This window comes from Lottiidibacillus patelloidae, assembly GCF_002262935.1.
GTDB lineage: Bacteria > Bacillota > Bacilli > Bacillales > SA5d-4 > Lottiidibacillus > Lottiidibacillus patelloidae.
The window spans coordinates 153,077-177,017 of sequence record NZ_NPIA01000004.1 but is presented as its reverse complement, the minus strand read 5'-3'; the positions used below and the strand labels follow the sequence as shown (position 1 = coordinate 177,017).

General features: G+C 35.1%; 24 protein-coding genes, 1 pseudogene and 1 riboswitch. Of the genes and pseudogenes, 11 read left to right on the top strand and 14 right to left on the bottom strand.

Annotated elements, in window-relative coordinates; all coding sequences use genetic code 11:
* Positions 1 to 16: 16 nt before the first annotated feature.
* The 3 genes from guaA to CIB95_RS09370 all read right to left on the bottom strand — a co-directional run bounded on the left by guaA (position 17) and on the right by CIB95_RS09370 (position 6,002).
* On the bottom strand, positions 17 to 1,558 hold the full coding sequence (gene guaA / locus CIB95_RS09380) for a glutamine-hydrolyzing GMP synthase (protein ID WP_094924505.1): 1,542 nt from the start codon (positions 1,556 to 1,558) through the stop codon (positions 17 to 19).
* A gap of 93 nt (positions 1,559 to 1,651) precedes the next feature.
* Positions 1,652 to 1,753, bottom strand: a riboswitch (purine riboswitch).
* A gap of 177 nt (positions 1,754 to 1,930) precedes the next feature.
* Positions 1,931 to 2,941: an asparaginase gene (locus CIB95_RS09375; protein ID WP_094924503.1), complete on the bottom strand. Its 1,011-nt coding sequence runs from the start codon at positions 2,939 to 2,941 to the stop codon at positions 1,931 to 1,933.
* Between the two features lie 73 nt (positions 2,942 to 3,014).
* Entirely contained in the window at positions 3,015 to 6,002 is a 2,988-nt protein-coding gene (locus CIB95_RS09370; protein ID WP_094924501.1) for a glycosyltransferase family 2 protein, read from the bottom strand.
* 132 nt (positions 6,003 to 6,134) lie between these two features.
* On the opposite strand from CIB95_RS09370, the gene CIB95_RS09365 reads away from it, so the two are divergent.
* Positions 6,135 to 7,133: a phosphotransferase gene (locus CIB95_RS09365; protein ID WP_094924499.1), complete on the top strand. Its 999-nt coding sequence runs from the start codon at positions 6,135 to 6,137 to the stop codon at positions 7,131 to 7,133.
* Between the two features lie 6 nt (positions 7,134 to 7,139).
* Here CIB95_RS09365 and CIB95_RS09360 read toward each other — a convergent pair whose 3' ends face one another.
* On the bottom strand, positions 7,140 to 8,216 hold the full coding sequence (locus CIB95_RS09360; RefSeq protein ID WP_094924498.1) for a hypothetical protein: 1,077 nt from the start codon (positions 8,214 to 8,216) through the stop codon (positions 7,140 to 7,142).
* 110 nt (positions 8,217 to 8,326) lie between these two features.
* On the opposite strand from CIB95_RS09360, the gene CIB95_RS09355 reads away from it, so the two are divergent.
* The 4 genes from CIB95_RS09355 to CIB95_RS09340 all read left to right on the top strand — a co-directional run bounded on the left by CIB95_RS09355 (position 8,327) and on the right by CIB95_RS09340 (position 11,241).
* A complete protein-coding gene (locus CIB95_RS09355; RefSeq protein ID WP_094924496.1) occupies positions 8,327 to 9,217 on the top strand; it encodes a glycosyltransferase family 2 protein in 891 nt (296 codons plus the stop codon).
* Between the two features lie 12 nt (positions 9,218 to 9,229).
* Positions 9,230 to 10,063, top strand: coding sequence for a DUF7164 domain-containing protein (locus CIB95_RS09350; RefSeq protein WP_094924495.1), 834 nt, complete (start codon positions 9,230 to 9,232; stop codon positions 10,061 to 10,063).
* A gap of 66 nt (positions 10,064 to 10,129) precedes the next feature.
* A complete protein-coding gene (locus CIB95_RS09345) occupies positions 10,130 to 10,471 on the top strand; it encodes a hypothetical protein (RefSeq protein WP_094924493.1) in 342 nt (113 codons plus the stop codon).
* Positions 10,468 to 11,241: an alpha/beta hydrolase gene (locus CIB95_RS09340; RefSeq protein ID WP_094924492.1), complete on the top strand. Its 774-nt coding sequence runs from the start codon at positions 10,468 to 10,470 to the stop codon at positions 11,239 to 11,241. Before CIB95_RS09345 ends, CIB95_RS09340 begins: the two co-directional genes overlap by 4 nt.
* Before the next feature lie 25 nt (positions 11,242 to 11,266).
* Here the strand turns inward: CIB95_RS09340 and CIB95_RS09335 are convergent, their stop codons facing one another.
* From CIB95_RS09335 to CIB95_RS09300, 8 genes are all read right to left on the bottom strand, one after another.
* Positions 11,267 to 11,725: an SRPBCC family protein gene (locus CIB95_RS09335; RefSeq protein WP_094924490.1), complete on the bottom strand. Its 459-nt coding sequence runs from the start codon at positions 11,723 to 11,725 to the stop codon at positions 11,267 to 11,269.
* A 47-nt stretch (positions 11,726 to 11,772) separates the two neighbouring features.
* Entirely contained in the window at positions 11,773 to 12,894 is a 1,122-nt protein-coding gene (locus CIB95_RS09330; RefSeq protein WP_094924488.1) for an NAD(P)/FAD-dependent oxidoreductase, read from the bottom strand.
* 16 nt (positions 12,895 to 12,910) lie between these two features.
* Positions 12,911 to 13,216, bottom strand: a complete 306-nt coding sequence (locus tag CIB95_RS09325; RefSeq protein WP_094924487.1) for a hypothetical protein — start codon at positions 13,214 to 13,216, stop codon at positions 12,911 to 12,913.
* Positions 13,217 to 13,237: 21 nt separating this feature from the next.
* Positions 13,238 to 13,618, bottom strand: coding sequence for a hypothetical protein (locus CIB95_RS09320; protein ID WP_094924485.1), 381 nt, complete (start codon positions 13,616 to 13,618; stop codon positions 13,238 to 13,240).
* Positions 13,619 to 13,730: 112 nt separating this feature from the next.
* Complete coding sequence (locus tag CIB95_RS09315; RefSeq protein ID WP_094924483.1) at positions 13,731 to 14,828, bottom strand: threonine aldolase family protein; 1,098 nt, start codon at positions 14,826 to 14,828, stop codon at positions 13,731 to 13,733.
* 189 nt (positions 14,829 to 15,017) lie between these two features.
* Positions 15,018 to 15,737: a YebC/PmpR family DNA-binding transcriptional regulator gene (locus tag CIB95_RS09310; protein WP_094924481.1), complete on the bottom strand. Its 720-nt coding sequence runs from the start codon at positions 15,735 to 15,737 to the stop codon at positions 15,018 to 15,020.
* Positions 15,738 to 15,901: 164 nt separating this feature from the next.
* Positions 15,902 to 16,957, bottom strand: coding sequence for a GGDEF domain-containing protein (locus tag CIB95_RS09305; RefSeq protein WP_094924479.1), 1,056 nt, complete (start codon positions 16,955 to 16,957; stop codon positions 15,902 to 15,904).
* A 166-nt stretch (positions 16,958 to 17,123) separates the two neighbouring features.
* A complete protein-coding gene (locus tag CIB95_RS09300) occupies positions 17,124 to 17,798 on the bottom strand; it encodes a hypothetical protein (RefSeq protein WP_094924477.1) in 675 nt (224 codons plus the stop codon).
* 214 nt (positions 17,799 to 18,012) lie between these two features.
* Here CIB95_RS09300 and CIB95_RS09295 point away from each other — a divergent pair, with 214 nt between their 5' ends.
* The gene (locus CIB95_RS09295) at positions 18,013 to 18,204 is read left to right on the top strand and encodes a hypothetical protein (protein WP_094924475.1); all 192 of its coding nucleotides are present in this window, start codon (positions 18,013 to 18,015) and stop codon (positions 18,202 to 18,204) included.
* Between the two features lie 71 nt (positions 18,205 to 18,275).
* Here CIB95_RS09295 and CIB95_RS09290 read toward each other — a convergent pair.
* Positions 18,276 to 18,524: pseudogene (locus tag CIB95_RS09290) on the bottom strand (HNH endonuclease); the annotation flags it as partial.
* 489 nt (positions 18,525 to 19,013) lie between these two features.
* On the opposite strand from CIB95_RS09290, the gene CIB95_RS09285 reads away from it, so the two are divergent.
* Positions 19,014 to 20,213, top strand: a complete 1,200-nt coding sequence (locus CIB95_RS09285; protein WP_094924471.1) for a DNA cytosine methyltransferase — start codon at positions 19,014 to 19,016, stop codon at positions 20,211 to 20,213.
* Positions 20,214 to 20,258: 45 nt separating this feature from the next.
* On the opposite strand, the gene CIB95_RS09280 is transcribed toward CIB95_RS09285, so the two are convergent.
* Complete coding sequence (locus tag CIB95_RS09280) at positions 20,259 to 20,927, bottom strand: hypothetical protein (protein WP_094924470.1); 669 nt, start codon at positions 20,925 to 20,927, stop codon at positions 20,259 to 20,261.
* A 262-nt stretch (positions 20,928 to 21,189) separates the two neighbouring features.
* Between CIB95_RS09280 and CIB95_RS09275 the strand changes: the two genes are divergently transcribed.
* The 4 genes from CIB95_RS09275 to CIB95_RS09265 all read left to right on the top strand — a co-directional run bounded on the left by CIB95_RS09275 (position 21,190) and on the right by CIB95_RS09265 (position 23,826).
* A complete protein-coding gene (locus CIB95_RS09275; protein WP_094924468.1) occupies positions 21,190 to 21,516 on the top strand; it encodes an ArsR/SmtB family transcription factor in 327 nt (108 codons plus the stop codon).
* Between the two features lie 72 nt (positions 21,517 to 21,588).
* A complete protein-coding gene (locus CIB95_RS09270) occupies positions 21,589 to 22,455 on the top strand; it encodes a permease (protein WP_094924466.1) in 867 nt (288 codons plus the stop codon).
* 28 nt (positions 22,456 to 22,483) lie between these two features.
* Positions 22,484 to 22,633: a hypothetical protein gene (locus tag CIB95_RS16195; protein WP_158217599.1), complete on the top strand. Its 150-nt coding sequence runs from the start codon at positions 22,484 to 22,486 to the stop codon at positions 22,631 to 22,633.
* 161 nt (positions 22,634 to 22,794) lie between these two features.
* Entirely contained in the window at positions 22,795 to 23,826 is a 1,032-nt protein-coding gene (locus CIB95_RS09265) for a helix-turn-helix domain-containing protein (protein WP_094924464.1), read from the top strand.
* The last annotated feature ends 115 nt before the right edge of the window (positions 23,827 to 23,941 follow it).

Genomic DNA, 23,941 nt, shown 5'->3' with positions numbered 1-23,941 from the left:
TTTATCTATTAAACGCTTACTCCCACTCGATCGTTGCTGGCGGCTTGCTCGTAATGTCATAAACAACTCGGTTTATATGAGCTACTTCATTTACAATTCTTGTGGAAATTGTCTCTAGTACATCCCACGGGATGCGCGCCCAATCGGATGTCATTCCATCAATGGACGTTACTGCGCGAATGCCAATCGTATAATCATAAGTCCGCGCGTCACCCATCACACCTACACTTCGAATATCAGGAAGGACGGTGAAATATTGCCAAATGTCACGATTTAAACCTGCATTCTTAATTTCTTCTCTTAAAATCGCATCTGATGCGCGAACTATTTCTAGCTTTTCTTCCGTTATTTCCCCTAACACGCGAATACCAAGTCCAGGACCAGGAAACGGTTGACGCCAAACTACTGCATCTGGCATGCCTAGCTCCGTTCCTAATGCTCTAACTTCATCTTTGAAAAGTGTATTTAATGGTTCAATTAACGTAAACGCCATATCTTCTGGTAATCCACCAACATTATGGTGAGACTTAATTGTTTGCGCAGTTGCCGTTCCGCTTTCGATGATATCTGTGTAAAGCGTCCCTTGCGCTAAAAAGTCAATACCTTCCAGTTTACTTGCTTCATCATCGAATACATAAATGAATTCATTCCCGATAATTTTTCGCTTTTTCTCTGGATCACTAACGCCTGCAAGCTTGCTCAAGAAACGCTCTTTTGCATCAACTTTAATAACATTCATATTGAATCCTTCGGAGAATGTTTTCATGACACCTTCAGCTTCTCCTTTGCGAAGTAAGCCATTATCGACAAAAATACATGTAAGCTGATCGCCAATTGCTTTATGTATTAAAACAGCTACTACAGAAGAGTCGACACCACCACTTAAAGCACACAACACTTTCTTATCGCCAACTTGCTCTCTAATTTTTTCAATTTCCATTTCAATAAAGTTTTCCATTGACCAAGCTTCCTTGCAGCCAGCCACTACAAACACAAAGTTTTTTAACAAGTCATTGCCATGTACAGAATGACGAACTTCTGGGTGAAACTGCACGCCATAAAAGTTCTTTTCAACATTGCTCATTGCCGCGATTGGACAAGACTTACTCGTCGCATCTATCGTAAAACCTTCCGGCAAACCAACGACTTTATCACCATGGCTCATCCATACGACTTGTTCTTCAGGAAGCCTAGTATATAAAGGAGACTGATGTTCAACTGAAATTGTCGCTTTCCCGTATTCACGATGATCTGCTCTTTTGACAATCCCACCGAAATGTTTTGTCATCAGCTGCATTCCATAACAAATCCCTAAAATAGGAATGCCTAACTCAAAAATTTCTTCATCACAAGAAAAAGCATCATCACTATAAACGCTATTTGGTCCACCTGAAAGAATAATCCCCTTTGGATTCAGTTCCTTAACTTCATCGGCAGAAATTGTATGTGGATGAAGTTCACTATATACACCAAACTCGCGAATACGCCTCGTAATTAATTGATTGTATTGACTACCAAAATCTAAAACTAAAATCATTTCATCTGTCATTACTGTCATATAAGACACCCCTTATTCATTAATAAAACGAAAAAATGCTAGAATTGTGCCATAAAGGCAGAATTCTAGCATTCTTAAGGTAACTAAAAAAATGTATAGAACATCCGCCTTCATAGTCAGGTCATTTTCGGTGACCCGGTAGAGACTCTCGAACCATATTATCGAGGATATACGAAGGAAAATATATTTATGTTATGAAATTATAAAACCCATTCTAACAATCTATCTTACGCTAAGTCAATGAATATTATTGCAACTTTTCTCACTTATATCATGGATTCCTGAATCAATAGGAAAAGGCGATGAAATGTTTAAACATTCAATAAATACTGTAAACTCAATTCTAAATGATATAGCGAAATATTTCTTTATCTATAGATGCTTTTTTAATGTGAAGTTTGCTTTCACAACGCCTATTTTTTCTTTTCGCATGTTTAAAACTGGAGCCAACGTATAGTTTCTCATTTTTGCATAAAACGTTTCATCACCAATGCCGAGTTGCTTCAAGACTTCCATCATTGCCACAGTTTCAGCACGTTGTGAGCCATCTTCTATTTTCACTGCAATACCTATCCCTCTATCGAGAACACCAACACATTGGACCGCTTCCGCACCAACCTTTGAAACGATGTTACCTTTGGATGACCTCATCACATCTGTATCAAAACGGTCCGTTCCAGCAACCATTTCTGGAAGTTGCATCATCGCATCACGGATTGTTTTTAAGGACTGTGCTCGCTTAGAAGAGACTGTCCCTTCTGGCTTCACTAACTTAGCGTAACCTAATGCAGCATTATAAAGTGGAACACGATGCACAGGAACACCACAACCATCAACACTAAGTTCAATCTTTTCCATATCAACATTACAAATATCCGAAATAGATTGGAGGATTCGTTTTTGGACAGGATGCTCTGGTAGACGGTAAGTCTCAATGTCTTCCTTCATATGAACAACCGTTGCCAGCATCCCTGAATGTTTGCCTGAACAATTACTATATCTTTCTGAAAGGTCTTTACCACTTTTAAGTAACTCAACATAACTAGCATGATGAAAAGGAATGTGATAGCCACATTGTAAATCACTTTCTTTTAGATCTACCTTCTTTAATACCTCTAAAACTGCCCGACGATGATAATCTTCACCTGCATGCGACGCACAAAAAAGCGCTAACTCCTTTGCTCCGAATTGGTACTTCCGTGCTGTTCCTGTTTCAATGACTGGCACAGTTTGGAAGGGTTTCATTGAAGAACGTGGAAACGTTAATCTATTTGGGTCTCCATATGAATAAAGTAGCTTCCCAGTGTTGTCGACGACTGCGACATGAATATCATGAGCACTTTCTAAATAATCTCCGCGGAACATTTGAATCGGTTTGGTCACAATAATCTCCTCTTTCAGTAAAAATAAAGATGACTCCAACTAATTCCACATAGAAAAAGAATTCCCTGCAAATTTAGCGCTCCCTCTTTTTATATTCCTCTAGTAGTTTTCTGTTTTTGTTGCCATCATTAAACTGTGCTAGAGTTCCTCTTTCACGAAACAAATATGAGAAACCTTCTAAGAAATCTCCTAAAATAATTTTCTTTAATTCACTTCGGTAGTTATAATGTGTATTCCTTTTAAGTTCAGTCAAAACATCTTTTTCTAAAGGCGTGGAACAAGAAGTAGCTATAGGAATTCCATTTAGTACTGCTATTACTTGAGCTAGCGCAGGAACCATTAATGGCTCTCTTCCAATAATATCTAGGGCATCTTTATGAATAACTAGGGGATACGTATACATTGAGGCATTGACTAAATCTGGTTGGTGGAGAGCGATATTTAAAAACATTTGCAAGGTATTGAAAGTATCAATCGGTTGCACTTTATCGATGATATATTCAATATTATTTAAGGCAATACCATTAGAACGTTCTACTTCTTGAATATATTGTAATAAATTACTTTTTGAATGCTTTGTCTTACAATCTATAAAAAGCAGAACCTTGCCCCTTGCATAATTAGCTCCTATAGATCGTTGTGTAAAAGGACCTAATGGCTGTTTTACTACTATGTTTCTACATAATTTTTGTTCAGCCAACTTATTAATTTGTTTACTTTCTCCATTTGTAACGACAATGATTTCATCGACAATGTCTTTCAGGACTTTTATGTGATGATTAATGTAAGCTACTTTCGTTTCTGCACAAATAATTGCGCTGCGTTTCACTTTTCTTTTCCATAAGAAAGGCGTGTATTTCGCGACTAAATTACGGTTACGTTTATCTATATAATTGCCACGATCACCACTATGAACTAACTCCTCTTTTATTGCTTTTAAATGAACGCCAATAATAGATGCTGTAGGAAAAGGGAATGGGGAAAAATGATCTTTCGTGGAATGGATAGGGCGAAATTTATTACTATTAATTACATTGACACTTTCTGGTGCTGTAATTAACAATTCTTCTTTTATTGCCTTTACAAAAGCTACCGGTGGGTCAGCCAAGTTCCACCATCCAATTTTTTCTAATGCATTTTTACTCATTGCATGAGGGATTGCAACCATTGAATTTACTGATAAATCATCTCGACTACAAAGGTCATTAATTGCTTTCTTTGCAATAGCTGAAGGGTGCGGCCTAATTTTTCGTTCAATTGTCCACCTTAAATCATTTATAGCGAAATCGGCACCATTTTTTATCGAAGCTACAAAAGACTGAAGTTCATTACTAGCTATTGTGATGTCTCCATCAACAAATAACAAAACATCCCCTTTTGCATGATAAGCACCAATCGCCCGCCCACAATCGTAACCAAGAGGCTGTTCAAAAGATATTACTTTACAATTTAAGTCATTTACAATTGAAGCCGTGCCGTCCGTTGAACCATTGACAACAGCAATTATCTCATAAGGATTTAATTTCTGAACTTCTTCTATGACATGTTTTATTGTGCCTTCTTCATTCATTAGAGGTATGATGACGGAGAGCTTTTTTGCACTCTTTAATTTCTCAATTTCTTTCATTTTTCGATTTCCTATAAGATACCCTCCTCTATTATCCGTTTGTTGTAAGTATCGATTTATCGCCTCCAATACACCTGCATTAATCAACTCTTCATTTTTTCTCTCGATATCACTTTCAATCGAGACTTTTTCAATCTTTTTATTGTTAGAAGTAATGAGTAATTGCGTATAAAATGGATTAACATAACCACTTTCTCCGAGTTCAATTACCGTTTTTCGTGTCATTGCATATGGGGTTGTGAAGATGGTGCTGCATAATAAATCAGGTTGCTTACCAATCACGTTTAAAAAAGAAAGTAAAGCACATTGGTCACTTACTTTCTCTTTCATTAACTCATTATCGGTATTTGTTAAAACAGCATCTACCCCATTGTCTAAAGCATTGTAATACTTTTTTATATCTGAAATAGATAACCGTTCAGTACCTTGTAAAAAAAGAAGTTTTTCTCCTTGTGCAAATGCAGCACCGATAAAGAATTTTAGATGACTAGGGAGTAAATCAGATACTGGCACAATTTTCACATTATATTTATCAAGTAAAGCTTCATGATTATCACTATCGCTAATAACAACAACAATATCGTTTATTTTTGCTAGCATTATATTTTCTAGCAATTGAGCTTTCATTTCGCCTGTCTGAAACGAAATTATTACACTACATTTTCCACTTGTTACGTTCTTCTGTTGAGGAAGAAGGGTTGCATTATTATATATAGGCGAACCTATCCCCTCACCTTCCTTCTTCCTAGTAAGATAAGCTAAAGCTTGTAAATGATCACCGATAATCCGGCTTGAACTGATATCATATGGAGTGCCTTTAGCTATCGTTTGATGTTGGTCCTTTCGAATTTTATTTTTAGAAACTACATCAACTAGAATTGGGCAGGTAATTGACAGTTTTTGTTCCATCGCAATTACTTGTGCTTTTGGTGGAAAAGCTAAATTCCACCACTTAATCTTATTTAAAGCATTTCTACTCATTGCATGAGGAATAGCTACAAATGAATTAATCGATAGTTCACCGTAGTTACTCAAAATATTTAACGCTCTTTTAGCAATGGAAATATGGTGTGGGGGCTTAACTTTATCCCAGAAGTAACTTAATTGATTTAAGGCAATATCATTTCCTTGTTCTATAGCTTCAATAAAAATTTTTAAAGTAGATGCCTTAATAACAATATCACCATCTAAAAATAGTAAAATATCACCTGTGGCATGACGTGCACCGATAGCCCTGCCGACGTTATGTCCTAGAGGTTCTTTATATTCATAAATCTTACAATGCATATCTTCAACAATTCTCTTCGTATTGTCTGTTGAACCGTTGACGACTGCAATTATTTCATATGGTTGTAATTTTTTTATTTCTGTAACGATTGCTCTAATGTTTTCCTGCTCATTACATAATGGCAAGACGACCGAAACTTTAACCATTTCGTCAACTCCTTGATGTTCGATGACACTCGATATAAATTATATTATTTTATTTTCTTTCAAGTGGCACGGCACTACCCTAGAAACCTTTACTAGCTAATTGAATAACTTAGATAATATCGAGGTGATTATTTGCAGGACATAACTAACATTTTAGAAAAATATTACAATATTAAGCCATTAAAAATTGAAAAGATTAGAAAGGTTTATAAAATTTCATCAAGCGAAGGAGATTATTGTTTAAAAGAATATAAAAATAAAGAGCATGAATCTCTTCATTTTCAAATGGAGGTTTTGCACCATTTACAAGGAAATAACTTCCAATCAACATACACGATTATACCAACAATTGAGAAGAAACTACTTATAAGTCACAATAATCATACGTACTTTCTGGCTGATTGGATAAATGGAGAAGCTTTCAATTTTTCTAATTTAAACCAATTAAAAAAAGCTGCTCAAGCACTTGCAAACTTGCATAATTATTCTTTGAAATTAAATGTAAATAAAGAGGTTAGGGTCCGGTCATCATTCCATAAACCACCGCAATTCTTGCACGTGAAGATTGGACCGTATTACAACAGTATGATTTTAGAACGATTGCTGTATTTGCAGCGAAAGTACAGTTACCATGAGCTCCTTACAGCAATCCAACTATTTGAAGAAGCAATCAGTTTCTTTCCTTACCAAAAATACAAGAAATTGTGGAATAGTGAACAGAAAGAACAAGCTTTTGTCCATGGAGACTACAACTACTCAAATATTATACTTTCACCAAACAACAATGCTTTTCTAATTGACTTCGATAACGTGAACTTTAATATACGAATTACAGACTTAATTTTTCTTATTCAACTTCATATGGGAACTGATGGGAGATACATTTCGGATATACTGCGCTCTTATCATCAAATACGACCTCTCAGTCAACTTGAATTTGACATTATTAAGTCACAATTACTTGTGCCAGCAAAAGCGTATTGGAAAATGAATATACAAGAAAAGGTGCAGCAAGAGCTTACACCTTCTTTTATAAAATCTTATATTTCCCCTTTTCTGAAAAGAGATCTTTTTGCAAAAGTGAAAAATTTATCTTTTGAAAAGGTATTTATTACTGAAAAAGAAAATTAACAGTCTCTATAGTTTTTTACGAATACAAATTTTAACTACAGCTGTTTCTTCAAAGCTCCATGCAACAGGGAATTTATTGTTACTTGGATGTTGACCAAAGTTTTTCGGTTCGCACATATCATTACTTAAGAAGTGCGCCCCAACAATTTCGAATTGATCTCCTTCATTAGCATCCTCACGATCAATAAAGCAATGAAATTCCATTTCATCATGTGTACTTCCATTAACCATATTTGTTTTCCCTAGGAAGTTTTTCTTAAGTTCTTTATATTTAATTTCCTTCTTGACAGTACCACATATTAAAACCTTTTCAGCTAGTACTTTTTTCACTTCAACGTGTAGTGTTCTTTCTTGCGTAATTGGATAAAGGTTTGGATCATTCTCGTCATACAATGCTGGTCCCACTAATTGTGTTCGGCCTTTAACAACTACTTGGCAACACGTTTGCGGGTTTGGTTCCGGACACGGTTTAGGTTGCGGTGTTGTCGTTACCGGTGGAACCTGTGTTGTTGTGACAGGTGGAAACTTCGTTGTTAGTGGTGGACATTTTGTTGTTGTTTTTTTAGGTGGAAAGAAAGTCGTTTTGTTTTTACCTTTCACCCTATGATACAAATAATTTCCACCGACCTTTTTGCATCCAGCCTTTTTGCCAACATTGATAAAGCCAGCTCCGAGTTGAATGGAATTGCCATCTAAGGAACTGTACAATGCTTCAAGAAAAGTTTGTTCCTCTAAATATTTCGATGTTTTCAGCACAACTTCCATTTTTTCACCGGGCTTTAATCCTTTGCCAGTTTCTTTTGTATAAAGAATTGTTTGAAATGTTTTTTCATCTTCAGGAGCATAGATTTTCCATTGTTGCTTTGAACAAGACTTTAACTCCATATAAAACTTCTCTTTTTTTGGAGTTATGTTTAATAAGAGTTCATTGATTACAGGACCTGGTAAGTTACCTGCAACAGGGCTTGTGTTTTTCACTTGTAATACAATGATTTCTCCCCTATTCATAAGCTCAGCTGAAAGAACAGCAGTTAATACTTCCCCATTAGGGCCTGTACCTAATAATTGAGATAAAATAGGCATCCAACTATTCACATCCTTTCTATTGTAAAATTGGCTGCTCTATTTACTATATGAATTATAAATAAAATAGTTTGGACTACTTTCTTAGTTTGCTAGAAAAGAGGTTAATAATGTTAGATGAAAAAACGAAAAAAATACTTGTGTCGATTATCATACCTGTAAAAAATGAAGGACTTCACCTTAAAAATACGATTGAATCTATAAAAAAGGTGAAAAACGAAGTTCCATATGAAGTAATTATAGTAAATGACAATTCAGATGACGGTTGTTGTGACTTTTTAAAGAACAGTTCTGATAAAAAGGTTGAACTGCTTGAGACAAGTGGAGTAGGTGCGGCGATGGCAAGAAATATTGGCGCGGAAAAAGCTTGTGGGTCAATATTTATATTTTGCGATGCTCATTTGTTTTTTTTCGAAAATTGGATTGAAAAGTTAATTACTCCGATTTTGGCTGGAACTGCAGATGCTGTTAATCCTGGAATAGCTGATGTCTTTCAACCAGACCGAGTCGGTTTTGGTTATAGCTGGGATGAAAATTTAGATCCGAAGTGGAACAGTGATATAACAACACTCACTCCATCACCGCTACTTGCAGGAGGCTGTTTAGCTGTTACTAGAAATGCATTCGAAGCAGTTAATGGCTTTGAAAGAGGCTTCCAAGTATGGGGGCGTGAAGATGAAGAGTTTTCCTTAAAGTTATGGCTGTTCGGATTCAAATGCTACCTTACTCCTGATACTACTGTCCTTCATGTTTTTCGCGAAGGAGAGCCACCATTTACACTTAATTGGGATCACATTTACTACAACTTATTACGAATGGCATATAGTCATTTCAGCAAAGCGCGAATTAAAAAGTGCCTGTCACTCATAACAAACGCCAATGCAGAAACTATCAAAGAAAAAGTGCTGGCAAGTGATGTCATGGAACAAAGAGAAAAATATAATAAACTACGGAAATATTCGGACGATTGGTTTATGGAAAAGTTTAAAATACCTTTTTAGGAAGTGCTATAAATGAAGCGTGCAGTAGTCGTTTATCTCGATAATAAAATTGACCAATTGAAAATGTTCCGCTGCTTGTATGCTTCTTTTAAGCATATCCAAAGTCCGGATACTGATTTAGTCGTTTTTGGAGAGGATGACACATTAATAATTGTTCCGGATGATTGTATTAAAGTTGCAATTCAACCTGACCGGAAATTTTCAAATTACCCTTACATCCATTCCCTAGCCTGCCTAGCAAAAAAAGAAGCTGACTTTACCGAGGATTATGATTATCTATTGCGCTCTGACGTTGATACATTTCTCACACCTGCCTGGAATAACTTTTATCCGAAAGAATATACCGTTGGCAAAGGGCAATACGCTGACCAAGCTGGTGTGAAGTTAAAAATAAAAGAAACTGCAACTTTATTCAAATTAAAACATCGCGGTTGGCACAACATCGGCTCGACTCACTATGGCCAAGCTAAACTTGTCCGTGACGTGTCTCGTATTGCGTCAGAAATAACGAAACATCTCATTCTCGCAGTATTTAAAGATACTAGTGGAACATGGCCAGGCTGGTATAAAGGAGTTAGTAGTATGTATGCACTAGAAATCGCAACAAACCATCTACTCGAAAACATTAGTACTGACCACCATTCACTTGATTTCCCAAGCACTTCAGTAAACTCAATCCATAAAAACCCTCACATTCATTGTTGGCATACAGATCAAGTCTTTTCAAAATTCGCCTATTTGAACGGAGAGTATGATCAGTATGAACCTCATCAACTAAACGCTACTTCCATACGTGAGTATTGCTTGAAGATTGCCTTAGAAGCAAAAGGGATATTTAAGATTTAATAATTTGCAGGTAATGAAATCTACTTGACGAATATAAGTCTAATAGATAGATAGGAGGACTTCTTTATGTATCAAAAACTTAAATCAATTTACCCGTTAGTCATCCCAATTATTATTTTAGTTCTTGGCTATTTTCATGGTATGAAAATGCGTATTGAACCGACGCACGACACATTTATAGGACTGCTTATCTTTACTTTTCCATTCTTATTTTTTATGCAAGGCTTATACGCTCGATTCTTAAATTCAAACCTTCTTTATTCACTGAGTAGCGCAGTCGCAAGTTATATTATCGTTGTTTTCGTCTGGCTAAATAGTATTGCCTTAGATCATTTAATTTTTTACATACCAATTTTTCTATTAGGTTACGGAACAATGCACTTGATTAAGTGGAGGCTTGTGAAATGATTGAAGTATTTCCCGTAAAGATAACTGCGTTTAATCTAGAACGAACGATTCGAGTACATTTGCCTGAGGATTATCAAAAATTCGATAAAACTTATCCTGTTTTATATATGCACGATGGGCAAAACCTATTTTCTAATGAAGATGCCGCAACGAAAAGTGGGCAATCATTAGAGTTAAAAAAATACTTAGAAGAGCATCCACTAGATGTTATTATCGTTGGAATCGATTCTACTGAAGAAAGGGCCAATGAGTTATGCCCTTGGGAAAATGGTGCTTTTAGTAGAGACGTTTTCGGGCGGACTGAAACATATGGTGGAAAAGGAAAAGACTATGTCGACTTTATCGTTAATGAGCTTAAACCTGTAATTGATGAAAAGTATCGAACAATAGTAGACCGAACTTTTATGGTGGGAATCTCCCTTGGTGGCTTAATTTCCGTTTATGCCGCTTGTACTTACCCTAACATTTTTACGAGAATTGCTGGTATTTCTACTGCCTTTTATGCAAACCAAGAAAAGATGGAGGAACTAGTGAGTTCTGTTAATCTCGCTAATGTTGAGAGATTTTATTTAGATTGTGGAACAACAGAAGCTGGTGAAGATGCAGTGATCAGTGAAAATTTCCTTCAATCAAATGAGAAGGTTGTAAATCTATTAATGGAAAAAGAAGTGAAAAACTTTCGCTTTGAAGTAATTACAGGGGCAAAACATCATTACGATGACTTTAAAAAGAGAATACCTGATGTGTTGCAATACTTGTTGGGGGATTAATAAAAAAGAGCTTGAGAATGTTTTCTCAAGCTTTTTTTAACGCTATTACATTTTCCGCCTCCGGAATATGAGGTTTCCCTTTACCAGTTTCCACATACCCTTTTATGCTTTGTGATATGTATTCACTCCAAGCTTTTTTGCAACCTTTATAACATAGCTTATTAGGAGTTAAACCTTTGTGCATAAAGAACATCGTTGTATTTCCATTTTCAGTTCTGACGAAATTGACAATAATCTCCGTTCCAATCCATTCGTCCCAGCCATCAATACACTTCCAATGAATCCGCTCATTTGGTTTTAACTCTACGATTTCCAACTTGTTGAAGTCACCATTAGAAAATCGAAAATGATGCACGTCGCCCACTTTCTCGCCAACGTCACAATCAGGTGTCCACCACCCACGCAAACCTTCTTCTGTAGTAAAAGCTTTGTACACTTCTCTAGGTGCAGCATTTATTACTTGTGTTTTTTGAAAACTTTCCATAATAAACCTCTTCCCTATTACTAGCAATATTTTCTTACTTAGTACTATTATACCATTGTTAAGGCTTTTGCTACGTCATAGTCTCGCAAGTCAAGATCTATCTCTTTACCTAAAGCAAGATTCGCAAGTTGTGCGCCTAAATATGGACCACTCGTTAAGCCAGATGCTCCTAACCCATTGGCTACGTATATGCCCTCATAAGTAGGAAGTGGGCCGATTATTGGTAGAAATCCTGGTGTAAATGGTCTAAAACCTACACGTGTTTCCACCATCGTCGCCTCAGCAAGGCCAGGCGCGACATCAAGCGCTTTTCCTAAAATCTCATTTATACCACCCGCTGTAATTCTATTATCAAAGCCAGCTTCATCTTCATGCGTTGCCCCGACAACAACTCGACCATCACCGAAAGAGAGCATGTATTGGTTATTTGGCGGCATCACTACTGGCCAGTCGTTTGTTTCAGTATTTGGCATTTCTAAATGAACAATTTGTGCTTTTTGCGGGGTAACTAAAAATTCTATCCCAAGCGGCTCAATTAGCTTCTTCGCCCAAGCTCCTCCAGTTACTATAACTTTATCTGCTTGAAGAGTACTCTCATTATAATTAATACCCGTAATTCTATTTCCGTTAAACATTAACTCGGCATTTCCTTCGAGAACTTTCACTCCATGCTTTTTGCCAGCATTCACTAGTGAGTCACGAAGAGCTCGACCATTCACCCGCGCACCACCACTTATATAAACAGCACTATATTCTTCATATAACGGCGGAAACATTGCTCTTGTTTCATCTGGAGATAGTCGTTTAATCTCACCAATTTCAGGTGCTTCTTCACGACGCTTTGTTGCTCGTTCAATCATTTTTTCTAACTTTTTTTCATCGGTATGTAAGCTAATCGCACCAACGCGGCGATAACCTGTATCTGTTTCACCGTCTGCTTCTAACTGAGCAATTAGTTCAGGATAATACTTTGCTCCACCTTTCACGAGCTTGTACCATGCTTGATTACGGCGTTGCGATATCCATGGACAAACAATTCCAGCCGCTGCATCAGTTGCTTGTCCCTTGTCTTTTCGATCAACAATCGTTACGTCTGCGCCCGCTTTCGCTAAATGATAAGCAGTCGATGCGCCAAGAATTCCAGCACCAACTACGATAATTTTATTCATAGAAACACCCTTACAGTTATTGAAGTTTAATTAATATTGGCATAACAACTCTCATTAGAAGTGCTAGTATTACAAATGGAACTGGAATTAAAAAGAACATTTGAAGAAATGCCTTCCCGTTTCCAACTTCTTTACGTTTCATAATAAAATATACTAGATTTACTATACCTATTATACCCCAAAATTGAAGGATCAAATAAAACACGGGTTCGAAATACATCTCTTCATCAAACGTTAACAAGATGCCTAATGTCATTGCTAAACCTAAAAATAGATATAAAGGTAAAAGAATGAAATTAAACTTTTTATATTTTTGAAACATCGCTGATACCTCCGTTACTTATTACGGTATGATAATACTAAAAAACAAGCTTACGTTTAAACTATTTAAAAGCAACCCAATAATCGGTACTATCTTTGCTTGGTGACTTTTGATTTGCATTAAGGCAATGATTACTCCAACGAGAGAAACTAGTAAAGCAAAAATACTAGCCAGCATTGGAAGAATACCTATAAAAGAAGCTATGGGACCATCTAGGAAACTTTTAACTGCATCATAATTTGTCCCGTAAAAAACTGCACCTATTATTCCAGCGACGATAAAGAATAAAAACATAGCAACAGCTATTGCTACAAGACAAAAAAGGAATATTAAAAGGGATGAGTAATTATTATTAATTAACTTATTGCTAATTCTATCAAACTTTTCTTTCAATACGCTCAACCTTCCACCCATAAATTATTGTTGGTAACTACTTTCTAGTTATGCTGAAGAAACACCTTTAATTTTCTTAAAAACAAAAAAACAGCCCAAAATAGGACTGCATTTAAATCAATTATTTGGACGCTTGTTGCAGATCTTTATCAAGCATGGCAAAAGACTTATTTAGCTCGTCTTTTGGTACTTTCGAATACATATCACCAATGCTAACTTCGTAATAACATTCCTTTTCATTCATTTCTCGCAAATAAGGAGCTATTCCTACTCCAGTCTCTTCATAAACTTTTATTAATATCTGCTCTACTTCTTTTTTTGGTAACAAAAAATGTACATGAAACATATTTGAAACAGGAAGTTCTGGCTTCGTCTTGATTGCATGGCAACTGTTAAATAACTTAGCAAGCTCTCCTGCCTCTTTATAGTAGTCCTCCATCTTATTAATGCGCTGATTAAAATAATAGTCCGAAGAAATGATATAAGGATAAAGACTAATTAAGTCACCACCATGACGCCTTTTCCAAACTTTTGATTTTTTTATAAACTCCTTATCACCAGCTAGAATTGCTCCTGCTATTCCACCAATTCCTTTATAAAGAGAAATATAGACACTGTCAAAAAGACTACAAACTTCAGCAGCAGTCTTCTCATAGTAAGGCAAGATTTCAAACAGTCTTGCACCATCCAAATGAAGCTTAATATTTCTTTCACGACAATAGGTTGAAATTTGTTCAAGCATACTGTACTTAGGTAATTGCCCACCTATTTCTCTTTGTGGTAGCTCGAGCAAAAGGCATGATATATCTTTTTGTATATTTGTGACATCTTCTAATCTAATAAGACGATCTTTGTCAGCAAGAAGAATCGGTTCAATTTGATGTAATTCCTTCAATCCGTCTTCTTCATGAATTTCAAGGTGACATAAAGGGTGATAAGCTACTTTCTTTATCCCCTTTTCATCACACCAAATTCTGAGGGCAATTTGCTGAGCCATCGTCCCACTCGGGAAAAAGACTGATGCTTCTTTCCCCAAAATGTTTGCCATTTTTTCTTGGAATTCTTCGATTATTTTACCTGTGCCATAAATATCGCTTTCCAGATTACCATCTACTTCTGAAAAAGCATCTTGCAATGTTTGAACATCTCTTGCACCATGTCCTAGTATTTTGTAGTTTGCCTCTTTATAAGCTTCTATTAATGTTTTCTTTTCGCTCACGGTCTTAACACTCCTCAATATTTAAACTGCAATTCCGCTTCTTACGAGTTTAATTACCCTGCTAAAAGTAGTCATCTTAGATACATTCTACTATTATGGTTTTAGCCCTGCTACGTCACTTCAAAAATCTAGTGTATTATCTTATTTATCTAAACAAAAAAACAGCCCCGAAGGACTGCTTTCCATGTATTATTCCCCTAAATCAACGTTGTGGTACACTTGCTGTACGTCTTCTAGATCTTCTAGTGCGTCAACTAGCTTTTCAAACTGCGCTTGGTCTTCTTCTGATAATGTTACATCATTTTGTGCAAGCATTGTTAGCTCTGCAACTGTGAAATCTTCAACCCCAGCGTCTTTAAAAACTTGTTGCACAGCATGGAATTGATCCGGCTCTGCATATACAATAACCGAATCATCTTCTTCAATAATGTCACGGACATCGACGTCAGCTTCCATTAACAGCTCAAGTACTTCATCAGAAGATTTTCCTTCAAGACCAATAACTGCCGTCGCATCAAACATGTATGCTACTGAGCCATTCACACCCATGTTTCCACCGTTCTTATTGAATGCCGAGCGAACTTCAGCAGCAGTACGGTTTACGTTATTCGTTAACGCATCTACGATTAACATCGTTCCATTAGGACCGAAGCCTTCATAACGAAGTTCATCATAGTTTTCTTCGCCGCCACCTTTTGCTTTTTCAATCGCACGGTCAACAATTGCTTTTGGTACACTATATGTTTTCGCACGCTCTAAAACGAATTTTAACGCTTGGTTTGATTCTGGATCTGGCTCGCCTTGCTTGGCAACTACATAAATTTCACGACCAAATTTTGCGTATATCTTACTAGTACTAGCATCTTTTGACGCTTTCTTTTCTTTAATATTATTCCACTTACGACCCATGACTAACACTCTCTTTCTTTATGAAAATTCAAGGTTTTTTATTAAACTTCTATTTTTTCATCTATATACGATTACTATTATACATCATGTCCTGCGTTTGTTTCGAGCATTATCAAGCAAATGAATAGTAAAATGCCACCTCACAATAGTAAGGTGGCGTTCGTTTAACTCTCAATCATTATGTCATTTTTTCCACTAGATTTCACTTTATAAAGTAACTGATCAGCACTTGAGATAACCTCTTTTATGTTTTTCTTACCATCATAAAGGGTAACCCCACCACTAACACTAATGTTAAAATCTAATTCAAATGTTAACTTACTTATTTCTTCTAGTATGTGGTTTGCAATTTTTTCCCCTTCAACTAAGTTAACGTCTTGAAGTATGATAAGAAATTCATCTCCACCGTACCTGCCGACAATTCCTTTGTCGCCAATGACAGCACTTATCTTATCACTAAAATCTAATATCACTTTATCACCAGCATCATGGCCAAAACGATCATTTACTTGCTTAAAATTATCTAAATCAACCAAAATAATTACAGAATTTGTCTTATCCTTGCTAATTTCATCAAGAAGACTAAAAATATACCTACGATTGTACAATCCGGTCAAATGATCGGTTACGGAAAGTTTCTCAAGTTCTTTATTCTTCTCATTCAGTAACTTCCCATACTCTTCTAATTTTATTCTCTCATTGCGATATGCATTGGAGAAAACAGATAACATTAAAAATGAAAGAAAGAGAATGATTGGCACTTGAAAAAGAGCATCAAAAAAATGCTGCCTTTCGGTGAATACTGGAAAAATACTTGGATAGCTCTCTTTTAAGAAAATCATTGCGAAAAACACAATAACAATAGATGCGTTAAAGAAGACACGTGACTTCCCAGAAAATAAATAATTTATCATATTAGCTACGATTAATAAATAGCCTACTACAAGTATCGATCCTCCCGATGTAATGTATCCAATCGGTAAGAAAACAAATAAAATAAAACTACTCATAATATATTTAATCGGAGTTAAGTACGTTTTATTAAGCGCTAATTTCAAAGCAATAGCAGAAAAAATAATCGAACCAAACCATTTGTAGTTTATTGAAAAGGCAAACCCTATTAAAATATTGCTAATAATAGATAAAATTGAAACCAATATGAATGCAAACAAACTATATATTAATAATTTCTCTTCTAATAAGTAATTTTTTAACTTCATTAAGAATTCTAAACCTCTTTATGGTGTGACTTTTTAAAAGACAATATGTACAGTTTAACATTTTTAAGTAATTGGTAAAACCAATACAACTAAGAAAAAGAATTGGAACAAACAAAATGAATAGAAAAGGAACTAGCGCTATCAAACCACTAACTCCTTCTATTGCTTACTTTATTTCAACTTCAATCCTTTTAGATACGCCATAAGATCGATGGTCATTTTTTTGTAAAGTAATCTCAATTACATGCTTTCCAGCAGTTAAGCCCTCAATAGTGAGTGGCTCATTCGTAATTATCTCAAATACTTTTACTCCGTCTACAAAAATATGCCCATGACCTTCACCCTCTATGTGAGCTCCACCGTAATTTTCAGCTGAGAATTTGACATTGGTATCCAAGGTAATCGTGACATTATTTCCACTTTGGACAATTTCAGCATCTAATGTTGCTTTAAAAGCTTTAGCCTTAACGACGATTACTTTTAACCTTTCAACTCCATATGGTTCAAGATTATTTTTTCGAAGTTCTAGCTTTATTTCATGTGTTCCGGGGCTTAACCCTTCAATGATGTACGGGTCTCTGTTCTTTAATGTTGCTACCTCTTTCCCATTCACCAAAACTTGGACATGCCCCTCTCCCTCGACATGATCTTGACCGTAATGCTCTGCTGATATGGTAATGTTACTACTCCAAGTAATTGTCACCTTATCTCCTTGCTGGGTAAATGAAGCGACAATTGTCGGGTCCTCAACTGGTGTATCTTCAGTACTACTACACGAAGAAATAAATGCAATTAATATAAAAACAAACGAAATGCAAGTTACTTTATTAAAAAAAGACAATAGAAATCCCTCAATTCATAAGTTGTAGATAAGAATAATAGCTATCAAAATTTGTTATAGTATCACTAAGAAAATAGATTTAAAGATTGTCTACTTTAAACACGAAAGAGACGGCAATAAAAGGTAATCATTTTTATGTATATACAAAAATTTATGAAAAGGTGTCTTTAATTAAGTTCACTGGAAAACGAGAGGTCTTCGGAAGGAGAAAAAGATGGAGAAAATCAAGAATATCATTGCGTTCGGATTTGCGATTTTTGTTTTTGCACTCAGTATTTTATTGTTTATTAAATTGGGACTACACCCTGTTTTTGCTGTTTTGTTTGGGCTTTTTGACGGAGCCATCGCGCTCTTTGCAGCGGTAACTTTTCTATTTTCTGAGGAGGAAGTGGAGGAGTGGGAATAGTTAGGGGAAAAAGGAGAAGGAAACGGAAAATAGCTTGAGTGCTATGTTTTCATTCCCCTCTTAAAAACTAGTTAACTAACAACATACCTCTCCGGCCCTTTAAATACTTCCCGCACATGCCAACCGAGGAAAATTTTATTTGGCTGATAGTCTGGGTGAATAGGCTTACGAATTTGATGGCCATGGTATTTCATGAGCCATTCATTAAAGCCATTAGATCCATGCGCTTCTTCAGCAACGAGGAAGACTTGGCTATCTGAAAGTGTAAATACGCCACGGTCAAATAACTTATGATGCATGGAGCACAGTGCTATGCCATTGCAACTCTGCTAGTGCATACAAAAGAGCAAAGGTTTGTGTGAGGCGCGTTGCTCACCTTTTTTCCAAATTGTTATATTGGATAGTTTATCTTTAAGTTCTTTTTCGTTCATATCGTAACTTCCTTTATCTTCATTTCCATTTATTACATCATTATACTCGTGAGCTTGAAAACCTTTATTAGCCAAAGAAGCTACGAAATAAAAACAGTAGCGAATTCCTTTTTTACATCTACAAGGAAAATCACTTCATTAAATGAGAATGTATGTTCTTAATTATTTGTCCATAATACTAAATCATGCTATTATATGTATATATATTTAATTTATGATATTAGAATTAATAGTTTTTGTTTTTAACAAAATATACTAATAATGATGTTGGAATTGATTTGGAAGAGTATTTATCTATAATAGAATTATCTATTAATTTTTGGATAATAGTTAAGTGAATTAAATTGAGTATATATTAAAGTTAAGGGAGGTAAACAAATGAGAGTTATATCACTTTTTTCTGGAGCAGGTGGTATGGATTTAGGTTTTTTATTAGCGGGACATGAGATTGTTTGGGCAAATGATTTCGATTCGGCAGCAGTAGAGACTTATAAGTATAACTTAGAAGACCAAAATAATAATAAAACACATATAACATGTGGCGACATTAGTACTTTGCTCCCAAATGACTATGCTGAATTAAACAAGATGATCCCCGATGGAGATATAGTTATCGGTGGTTTCCCTTGTCAGGGTTTTTCAATTGCAAACGTAGATCGAAACATGGAAGATGAAAGAAATTATTTATATTTAGAATTATTGAGAGTTATAGAGGCCAAAAACGCACCCTTTTTCTTATTAGAAAATGTAAAAGGTTTAGAGAATATAGAAAAAGGTAAAGTACTAGAAATGATACTTACAGATTTAGAGTTAACAGGTACTAAATTAGGTGGCCCAGGATATACGGTATACTATAACGTTTTAAACTCTTTAGATTATGGAGTTCCTCAAAGTAGAGAAAGAGTAATTATATATGGCGTTCGAAATGACCTAGTTGAATCTGCGAAATTAAGTTTACTAGATAATACATTGCATAACGCGCCATATAGAAAAAAGCTCTTAGTTAGACCTACTCATTCCTCAGAAGGTGAATTAATAAATGATATTTCACCGCACAATAAAATAGATATTTTATATAATAGCTGGAAGAATGATATACCAATAGATAAAGATAATATTATTTTACCCTCTTATGATAAACCAATTAAACATACTACATTGCGAGATGCAATATCTGATCTACCAACCGATTATATTCATAAAGAAGATGATGGAATAGACGGGTTATATAATCATTATGGAACAAAATGTAAAGTTTCTTTAAATAATAGAGTAGGAAATAGACCAACCTTTTGGGAAAAACACTCACCTACAATTATGGGGAGAGGTAGTGGAACCGGTGGGCCTTTAATAATCCCTCACCCCAATGCTCATAGAAGAATGTCTATTAGAGAGGTTGCAAGAATTCAAACTTTTCCTGATAGTTTTATTTTTATTGGATCTAACTCTGCGTGTTACCGTCAAATAGGAAACGCTGTTCCAGTATTAATGGCATACCAAATAGCTAGACAACTATTCCCTTTAAGAATAGACATTGATAGTAATCAGATGATTGAACAGGAATATGTAGAAGTATAATAGTGACTAATTCACTATTATACTTCTTCCTTCATTAGTAAACTTTTAATTCTTAGAATGGGCTTTAAGACAATTTACAGCTTCAATAATCTCATCATTAGTAAACTTATGTTCTTGATCTACCAATTTTGAAACTGAATACATTAATATTGTCTTACGAATGAGAGCTGGACTTTTCAATTCTTCCAGAGAATAATCATCTTGAGGTTTTGTTGTTAAGAAATTTGAAAATGACCTCCCTTTTACCTTTTTTCCCGTATCCCTTGTGCACTTAATTGTTCCGATATATTTACCTTTCTCCTGAATAGTAGTTAACCTGTGTAACTCTGTATCATATAAATTATTTACATAAAGTAATCCATCTTTAAAAATGTAGTTAACCAAAAAAGTTCTTGTATCAGTTAATAAATATGGACTGTTACAAATAGTTACACCATCTAATTTTTTATTTTTACAGCTTTTAACTTCAATATTTTCTTGGGTGTTATTAATAAATGTTAATTGAATATCAGGTTTGGGAGAATTTGGATCCAAGGTAACTTCAACATGCTTAATCAAGTACTTATTTTTATTATCTTCATAATACTGCCCTATAAGCTTTTGAAGTTTTGTCCCATAATTTTCTCCAGGCTTTTCATACCAGTCCCCTCTATTCTTTTGTTTTAAAATTTTTTCATTAAGGTAATCTTTTATTTCAATATTTTCTTTTCTCAATTCATCCACCACTTTTATTTTATTTGTTTATAAATAATATTTAACAACACCTAACTATATTCCACCAATATTATGTATAAAGATGAAAAAAATACATTTTTAACAAACTTTTACAATTAATTATACTTTTTATAATAACTAAAGTAAAACAATTTATAAATCCTACTAGTGTTATTATATTGACACTTGGAAATCACTGGCATACAATACATATATAAACATCAAAATAATTTGATGTATACTCTTTAAGGAGGTCATTCTCATGAAAAAAGAAATCCCTTTAATTGATCTATCTTTAGAAAAAACACTTGAAACATACGAGAAGAAGTTCAAAGCGCTTGCTGATAAAAAGAGGCTGCAGATTTTGAACATTTTAACTGCTCGCGGCGAAGTTTGTGTTTGTGATTTAGCTCCTGAAATGGATATGCCACAGTCAAAGCTTTCTTACCATTTAAAGATGCTACTTGATGCTAATTTAATTACCAGAGAAAAGCGCGGGACTTGGAACTTCTATAAAGTAAATGAAAAAGAAGTGAATCACTTACTATCTGAAGAGCTTTGTTGTTTATTTCGCCCAGATAGCAAGTAATCTTTTTTGCGCAATACATCAATTTTTTTTGATATATAAAACAAATAATTTTGATATAAGGGGTTGAATTCCATGTTAAACGATTTTTTTCAAAGCTTTTTATGGATTGCACTTGAGTTAACTGTCTTGTTTATCGTTGTTTCTTTTGTCATTAATTTGCTACAAGGTTTACTGCCTTTTGAAAAAATCGAGCAAAAACTTTCTGGCAAAAACAAAGCTTTTGCCGCTTTAGCTGCACTACTTTTCGCCTTCATAACCCCATTTTGCTCCTGCTCAACGATCCCAGTAGTCGTAGGTATGTTAAAGAAAAAATTGCCGTTCGGGATTGTCATGATCTTTTTATTTGCTTCCCCTGTGCTCGATCCAACTATTTTAACCATTATGGGTGTTATTTTAGGGTGGAAGGTAGCTTTTATTTACACAATCGTTACCGCAACACTTGCCGTTCTCATCGGTTTCACTTTAGAAGCACTTGGGTTTGAGCGGGCTGTCAAAAATGTTGTCATTAAAGGTGGCAAGCAAGAAACGAAAAGATTTAATGTAAAAGAAGCATGGCAAGAAACAGTCGTACTAATGAAAGAAGTTTTTCCATATCTTTTACTAGGCGCTGGTATTGGTGCAGCTATTCACGGCTTAGTTCCTACAGATTGGATTGCCAACACATTAGGAAGTGAAAAATGGTGGCTCGTTCCCGTTGCCGCAATTATCGGTATCCCACTATATATTCGCCTCTCAACCATGATCCCGATATCCCAAATTTTAATTACGAATGGAATGGCAACTGGATCTGTCATGGCTTTACTCATTAGTTCAGCAGGTGCCAGTTTACCAGAGATTATTTTATTAAAATCGATATTCAAAAAAGAACTAGTCATTACGTTTATAATCTCCGTCTTTACGATGGCATCCCTTTCAGGATTTATTTTCTATTTAATATAAATATAAAAATTTAAAGGAGTTTTTAATCATGTTAAAAGGATTTTTCTCAAAGAAAAAGAAGGGCAAAGAAGAGTGCTGTAATTTAGTGATTGAGGAAGTAGAGGAAACAACAGCAGAGGCAAAGGAAGATGAAGACGCTTGCTGTGCAGATGAAAAGAAAGAAGGAAACCATTCTTAATAAATCGAATCTATTGTACAAGAATTAATTATTCCCTGTTGTTAATAGTTTTTGACTTCACCTTATATTGTAAGGTGAAGTCCATTTTTCTTAATTAATATCTCACTTATTTGAATTCAGCGTTAATTTAACTCACAGTTTTCAATTTAAAGGAGGACACTATGAAAACACTTCGACTTTCAAAGTTATCGGAAGAAGAATTACTCGATTTGGAACAAGAATTACTCTCCCAGCGGTCGGAAGATATGCCTATGACGGGTCAAAAACTAGTTGAATTATATGAAGTGTTATATCGGAAAGTTCGAAAAAACAGAGACAGTGAATACCAATATATCTTAGAGGAAATCAAAAGAAAATTATTACTTAACCTTGTGCAGTATGGTACATATTTAAAGACGGAAATGTCACAAGATGATACGCTTGCTAAACAAACTTTGAAAAAAGCACTTTCTTATGACCGAGATATCCCACAAGCAAATTATCGACTCGGATTCCTTTCCTATAAAGAAGCGAATTATACAGATGCAATTTCGTATTTTGAAAACGCGCTGTCCTCATCAACCTCTACCTTTAAACTCACTGAGCAGCAACGATATCATGCACAATTATATTTAGTGAATAGTGCTCTTTATATTGTCCAAAACACACAGAGTATTTTAGAAGAACAAGGGGAAATCTCTCCCATTCCTACTGCTGAACTGTCACCACTTTATGAAAAAATCATGAAAAATAATAACTATTTATCGGAAAACGCATTTACAGCAACAAGTGCAACTGGTAGCAGGCAATGTTCTCCTGCGGATGTTGAAGAAATAATAGATTACGAATCAAATAGATTAATCCTTTATTTTTCTGATCAGCAAATTTCTGTCTCTTATAGAGGTAAAGAGACTTCATTAAGTGTAAATCAAGGGGAGTTACTACGTTATTTACTATTGTTTAGTTCAAAAGATACCCCTGTTACCAAGCATGCGTTCTTTGACCTTTTTAGTAATAGCAATAACAATGATGAGATTCCTAATAATACTTACACCCAAAATATCACGAGACTTCGCAGCAAACTTGCATCACTTATTACCGGGACCACGTTAATTGAAAATTCAAGAGTTCAAAAAAATATTGCATACTATTATACGGAGTTACATCCGTATACTGTAATTTATCGAAGCGACCGCTCATTTATCTTATCTTAAAAATATAGCCGGAGAACCTTTTACCTTTCGTAATCGGTTTTTCGGCTTTTATTGTTAATTAACACTTCGGAAGTTCCACTATTATATTTGCTTAACTAGCTCCAATTCTTTTCGA

What these genes read in the sequence shown, in the direction of transcription:
- guaA (WP_094924505.1), bottom strand. Translation starts at nt 1,558, where the DNA reads ATGACAGTAATGACAGATGAAATGATTTTAGTTTTAGATTTTGGTAGT.
- CIB95_RS09370 (WP_094924501.1), bottom strand. Translation starts at nt 6,002, where the DNA reads ATGGTTAAAGTTTCGGTCGTCTTGCCATTATGTAATGAGCAGGAAAAC.
- CIB95_RS09360 (WP_094924498.1), bottom strand. Translation starts at nt 8,216, where the DNA reads ATGCCTATTTTATCTCAATTATTAGGTACAGGCCCTAATGGGGAAGTA.
- CIB95_RS09355 (WP_094924496.1), top strand. Translation starts at nt 8,327, where the DNA reads ATGTTAGATGAAAAAACGAAAAAAATACTTGTGTCGATTATCATACCT.
- CIB95_RS09350 (WP_094924495.1), top strand. Translation starts at nt 9,230, where the DNA reads ATGAAGCGTGCAGTAGTCGTTTATCTCGATAATAAAATTGACCAATTG.
- CIB95_RS09345 (WP_094924493.1), top strand. Translation starts at nt 10,130, where the DNA reads ATGTATCAAAAACTTAAATCAATTTACCCGTTAGTCATCCCAATTATT.
- CIB95_RS09340 (WP_094924492.1), top strand. Translation starts at nt 10,468, where the DNA reads ATGATTGAAGTATTTCCCGTAAAGATAACTGCGTTTAATCTAGAACGA.
- CIB95_RS09335 (WP_094924490.1), bottom strand. Translation starts at nt 11,725, where the DNA reads ATGGAAAGTTTTCAAAAAACACAAGTAATAAATGCTGCACCTAGAGAA.
- CIB95_RS09330 (WP_094924488.1), bottom strand. Translation starts at nt 12,894, where the DNA reads ATGAATAAAATTATCGTAGTTGGTGCTGGAATTCTTGGCGCATCGACT.
- CIB95_RS09325 (WP_094924487.1), bottom strand. Translation starts at nt 13,216, where the DNA reads ATGTTTCAAAAATATAAAAAGTTTAATTTCATTCTTTTACCTTTATAT.
- CIB95_RS09310 (WP_094924481.1), bottom strand. Translation starts at nt 15,737, where the DNA reads ATGGGTCGTAAGTGGAATAATATTAAAGAAAAGAAAGCGTCAAAAGAT.
- CIB95_RS09305 (WP_094924479.1), bottom strand. Translation starts at nt 16,957, where the DNA reads ATGAAGTTAAAAAATTACTTATTAGAAGAGAAATTATTAATATATAGT.
- CIB95_RS09295 (WP_094924475.1), top strand. Translation starts at nt 18,013, where the DNA reads ATGGAGAAAATCAAGAATATCATTGCGTTCGGATTTGCGATTTTTGTT.
- CIB95_RS09285 (WP_094924471.1), top strand. Translation starts at nt 19,014, where the DNA reads ATGAGAGTTATATCACTTTTTTCTGGAGCAGGTGGTATGGATTTAGGT.
- CIB95_RS09275 (WP_094924468.1), top strand. Translation starts at nt 21,190, where the DNA reads ATGAAAAAAGAAATCCCTTTAATTGATCTATCTTTAGAAAAAACACTT.
- CIB95_RS09270 (WP_094924466.1), top strand. Translation starts at nt 21,589, where the DNA reads ATGTTAAACGATTTTTTTCAAAGCTTTTTATGGATTGCACTTGAGTTA.
- CIB95_RS16195 (WP_158217599.1), top strand. Translation starts at nt 22,484, where the DNA reads ATGTTAAAAGGATTTTTCTCAAAGAAAAAGAAGGGCAAAGAAGAGTGC.
- CIB95_RS09265 (WP_094924464.1), top strand. Translation starts at nt 22,795, where the DNA reads ATGAAAACACTTCGACTTTCAAAGTTATCGGAAGAAGAATTACTCGAT.